General features: G+C 45.8%; 4 protein-coding genes and 1 pseudogene. 4 read left to right on the forward strand and 1 reads right to left on the reverse strand.

Annotated elements, in window-relative coordinates; genetic code table 11:
- A pseudogene (locus tag VM802_RS19700) lies at positions 1-287 on the reverse strand (glycosyltransferase family 4 protein); the annotation flags it as partial.
- Positions 288-478: 191 nt separating this feature from the next.
- On the opposite strand from VM802_RS19700, the gene bshC reads away from it, so the two are divergent.
- From bshC to VM802_RS19720, 4 genes are all read left to right on the forward strand, one after another.
- Positions 479-2,059 carry a bacillithiol biosynthesis cysteine-adding enzyme BshC gene (gene bshC / locus VM802_RS19705; RefSeq protein WP_325533711.1) on the forward strand — a complete coding sequence of 527 codons (1,581 nt, stop codon included), beginning with the start codon at positions 479-481 and terminating at the stop codon, positions 2,057-2,059.
- A gap of 435 nt (positions 2,060-2,494) precedes the next feature.
- Complete coding sequence (locus VM802_RS19710; protein ID WP_325533713.1) at positions 2,495-3,943, forward strand: circularly permuted type 2 ATP-grasp protein; 1,449 nt, start codon at positions 2,495-2,497, stop codon at positions 3,941-3,943.
- A gap of 17 nt (positions 3,944-3,960) precedes the next feature.
- The gene (locus tag VM802_RS19715; RefSeq protein ID WP_325533715.1) at positions 3,961-4,896 is read left to right on the forward strand and encodes an alpha-E domain-containing protein; all 936 of its coding nucleotides are present in this window, start codon (positions 3,961-3,963) and stop codon (positions 4,894-4,896) included.
- Between the two features lie 10 nt (positions 4,897-4,906).
- The coding region (locus tag VM802_RS19720; RefSeq protein ID WP_325533717.1) for a transglutaminase N-terminal domain-containing protein at positions 4,907-5,251 on the forward strand (345 nt) is incomplete at its 3' end.

The following is a 5,251-nucleotide window of genomic DNA, read 5'->3' on the forward strand; positions in this document are numbered from 1 at the left end:
AAGTCGAAATGATTGTGTATGATGTCGTATTCACCGGCTCTTTCCATCAGATAACTGATGTGCATACACTCACATACTTTGGCATCGGCGGTCTTATCTTCCTCATAGCCTTGCGGGACCACCGCCAGCAGCTTGCCGGCAGTCCGTGAATCGGCGGTAGCAAACAGGGTCACCTCTATGCCCCTGGCGGCGAGGCCTTCAGTGAGGTTGGAGGCCATCTGCTCCCACGGACCATAGTGTACCGGTGGGGTGCGCCATGCAACCGGTGATAATACCGCGATCTTCATATGGGGGATTTAAGGTTTAAATATCATTTCTCTCTTTCATCATCAATTATCACTCCTCAAATCGGAAATCCGTCAATAAAAAAATATATAAATAACCAAATACCTAAATAGACTACCTTCGTACATTCAAAAGTTTCGATGTATTGGCACTGCACGATCCTTTATTGGTAATTAGTAATCCAACATTCAATATGTTAGCGCATATTCCTTATGGAAATACTGGTTATTTTAACCAGTTGGTAATAGACTTTTTAGCAGAAGATCAGAAGATACGACCTTTCTATACTTATTCCCCTGTTCATCCGGATTTCACGGCGGCCATGAAGGCAAGGCAGTCGTTTGATACGCCCAGGGCCGCACTGGCAGACGCATTGCATGCACAGTACGAGCCGCTGGAAACAGTAAAAGCCGTGAAGGACAATATCGACAGCCTGCTGCTGCCCAATACATTCACGGTGTGCACCGCACATCAGCCTAATATCTTCACCGGTTATCTTTACTTCGTTTATAAGATCTTACAGACGATCAAACTGTGTTCTGCACTGAAAGAGCAGTATCCGCAGCACAACTTTGTGCCTGTATATTATATGGGCAGTGAAGATAACGATCTCGATGAACTGGGCAGCATCTACCTGGAAGGCAAAACGCTCACCTGGAAAACCAACCAGGAAGGAGCTGTAGGACGTATGAAACCAGAAGGCCTCGTACTCCTGGTCAATCAAATTAAAGATGCGCTGGGCTTTGCTCCTCATGGTGAAGAGCTGATGGAGCTGCTGCACAAAGCCTACCTTGAGCACAGTAACATCCAGGATGCTACATTATACCTGGTACATGCACTGTTTGGCCGCTATGGCCTTGTAGTACTGGTTCCGGACAATGCAGCACTCAAACGTTTATACATTCCCGTTATGAAGGATGAACTGTTTAACCAGGCGTCCCATAACATTGTAAATAATACAGTAGAAAAGCTGGGCGCCCATTATAAGGTACAGGCCAATCCGCGTGAAATAAATCTCTTCTACCTGCAGGACGGACTGCGTGAGCGTATTGTAAAGGAAGGAGATCAGTGGAAAGTATTACACACGTCGTTGACATTTAGCACCGCTGCACTGGAAGCCGAACTGGAAGCGCACCCTGAGCGGTTCAGCCCTAACGTGATCCTGAGAGGGATGTTCCAGGAAACCATCCTGCCGAACATCGCCTTTATCGGTGGCGGCGGCGAGATAGCCTACTGGATGGAACTACAGGACCTCTTCGCCCATTATAAAGTGCCATACCCCGTGCTGCTGCTCCGCAATTCCCTTCTTCTGATGGACGAAGTATCTGTACAGCGTGCCGCCAAACTGGGGATCACCGTTGAAGAGCTTTTCAAAGGCACTGATGATATCGTGAACGACTACGTGAAAAAGCACACTAATACAGCACTGGTATTGAAAGACGAATACGCCGCCGTAGAAAAGCTGTTCGATATACTGGAAGAAAAAGCCCGCAGTATTGATGTGACACTCGTTGCCAGTACAGGCGCAGAAAGGAGCAAGGCGCTGAAGTCCATGGGTAAACTGGAACACAAATTCCTCCGTGCCGAAAAGAAAAAGTTCGCCTGGCAAACCGATCAGATCAGGCAGATCAAACAACGGCTGTTTCCCGCCGGTTCATTGCAGGAGCGCAAAGAAAACTTCATGCCCTGGTATGCGCAGGAAGGCGTTGCGTTCTTTGATCGTGTGCTTGCAGCGATAGACCCGGTGACAGATCAGTTTACAGTGATAGGGTGATTGGTGCAGAGAATATTTCTGACAAGGGTAATTTAAAATGAAAAACTCCAAACATTAAGTTTGGAGTTAATAAAGATTAATTAATCATTCTCTTTTACTCATCTACCGCTGCATGAATGGAAACCCTCTATCATGTTTATTTGCTTTCCAATACAACTTGTGTAACCTCATAACCACTATTCCGGAGTAAGTCGACCAATCCTCCGTTCTTTCCGGCAAACAAAGAGTAGAATATTCATAATTACCCAGCGGTTAAACGGAGTGCTGTTAGCAGTATTCATTCGCTTATTTTCATGTATTGTTAATTTTATTAATATTAATAATTGATGCATGAAATCAAAAAAATGACACAATATTTCTGCGTATATCTAATTTTTTATGTGTATATTCAAACAAAACGCATAATTGTCATGGAATAGTTGAAATATTATAAATATGAGTACTATAAGCCTACATCGCTATCAGCACGTCTCCAATACCTGGGATGAAATGTACATTTCTGATAATCACCTCCGGGAGCAGTACCACAAAATCATTGGCTACCTCGAACAGGAATCTGCCAGTGACCTGAACAAAAAGGAGGAACTGGCGAAAAGGCTGTTCATGAGTCAGGGCATCACGTTCACGGTGTACGACAGCGGAGAAGGGATTGAAAAGATCTTTCCCTTTGACATCATTCCCCGAATCATCACCGGCACGGAGTGGTCTTTCATAGAAAAAGGCATTAAGCAGCGTTTAAAGGCCTTAAACCTTTTTTTGAAAGACGTATACCACAACCAGTTTATTATCAAAGACCAGGTTATCCCAGCCTCATTAATCTATTCCTGCCCTCACTTCTTACGGGAGATGCACCAGCTCAATGTTCCCTATGATATTTATATACACATCGCTGGTATTGACCTGATCAGGGATTATGACGGTACTTTTTATGTACTGGAAGATAACCTCAGAACGCCCTCCGGCGTAAGCTACATGCTGGAGAACCGGGAAATCACCAAGCGACTGTTCCCTGATCTGCTTCCCCAGTGTAAGGTGCGCAGCGTAACGGAGTATCCCGCTATCCTGTATAAAAACCTGCTGGCACTGTCGCCCAGAGCGGTGGCCAATCCTACCATTGTACTGCTGAGTCCTGGTCTGTATAATTCCGCATATTACGAACATACCACGCTTGCACGGCTCATGGGTGTAGAGCTGGTGGAAGGCCGCGACCTGGTAGTCAGGGATCAGAGAGTATATATGAAAACCACTACGGGGCTGCAACAGGTGGATGTGATCTATAAAAGGGTAGATGATGAATTTATCGACCCGCTGGTATTCAATCCCAAAAGCATCCTGGGGGTAGCCGGCTTAATGAGCGCCTACCGCAAGGGCAATGTGGCGATCATCAACGCCATCGGTAACGGCGTCGCTGATGATAAAGCGGTGTACTCCTACGTGCCGGATATGATCCGCTACTACCTCAACGAAGAACCCCTGCTGAAAAATGTTCCTACCTATAGTCTTGGTAACCCTGAACATAAGGAGTATGTTTTTCAGAACATGCACAAAATGGTGATCAAGAAAACCAATGGAAGCGGTGGCTATGGTATGTTAATGGGACATGCGGCCAGCGAAGCCGATATAGAAAACTATAAAATAGAAATACTGAAAGATCCCCGCAATTTCATTGCCCAGCCAACGATCAGTTTATCGACCGCCCCCTGCTATATGGATGGCATGTTACAGCCAAGGCGGGTGGATCTAAGGCCCTATGCGCTGGTAGGTCCTGATGGCATCTCCATTGTTCCCGGCGGTCTTACCCGGGTAGCGCTCAAAGAAGGCTCGCTGGTGGTAAACAGCTCACAAGGTGGCGGTAGCAAAGACACCTGGGTTTTAGCATCTTAAAAATATATCAATCGCCTATGTTAAGTAGAGTCGCTTCCAGTTTGTATTGGCTAAGCAGGTATGTAGAACGCAGTGATGGTATCCTGAGAATGTTGAAGATAAACTACGCATCATCACAGGATACAATCCAGGAATTTACCTGGACGCCCGTAATCCAGATCTCCTCAGGCGGTGGTGAAGCCGAAACATCGGTCGTAAAAAACGATAGCCGCTCCGTAGTGGAATATCTGCTCTTTAACCGCGACAACCCCAATTCCATCATTAACATGATTACATTGGCGAGGGAAAACGCCCGGAGTGTACAGGAACATATTGCCAAAGATCTCTGGCAATGCCTGAACGAATATTATCACACGGTAAAAGATCCTAAACTGCTATGGTATGTGCAGAAAGATGATCCTGTCACCGCGCTCGACATCCTCATCAAACAGGTAATGCTCTATTACGGTACCGCCGGCAGTTTAATGGAGCGTGGAGAGATCCGCAGTTTTATGAGTATCGGCAAATACCTGGAAAGAAGTATACAGTCGATCGATATCCTCGACATTAAGTTTATTTCCATCTCCAACAATCCGGATCTGCTGACGGACACCTCTTACTGGCAGCACCTCCTGTTGTCGCTGGGCGGCTATGAATTGTATCTCAAATCGTACCGGAAAGGGTTTGAAGCGGAGAACGTATTGGAATTGGTGATGCTGAACAACGACTTTCCCAGATCCGCCAAATATGCGGTGAATAATATTCAACGCTATTTTGAACGGCTGAAAAGTGATAAGAATATCGATCACTACAACCAGCTATCTTTTAATATCGGCCGCCTGAACAGTACTATCACCTATAGCTCTGTGAAGAGTATGAAAGCAGAAGGCCTGCATAACTATCTTGTTAAGATACGGAGTGAGTTGTATGGTATCGGCAACCTGCTCAATGAATACTATTTCGCCAACGCTTAATTTTTATTGCATGCCCGTTTTTAAAATAAAACACCTCACACATTATATATATGAAGCGCCTGTGCGCGACAGTGCTAATCAGATTATTCTGTACCCGATCAGGGATGAATACCAGAAAGTAATCCGTCATGAGCTGAATATTTCCCATCATCCGGAAGTGGAAGTATTTAAAGATTACTATGGTAACGAAGTAGGCATTTTTACACAACATGAACCACATCAGGAGTTAAAGATTCTCGCACACAGCTGCGTGGAAACTACCCCCCGGCCGCTTCCCGCTGATGATCTGCCGCATGCGCAGCAATGGCGGCTGCTGGAAGGTATGCAGTACGATGTTGCCTTTATCGATTATGGC

It is taken from the genome of Chitinophaga sp. (genome assembly GCF_035538455.1).
GTDB lineage: Bacteria > Bacteroidota > Bacteroidia > Chitinophagales > Chitinophagaceae > Chitinophaga.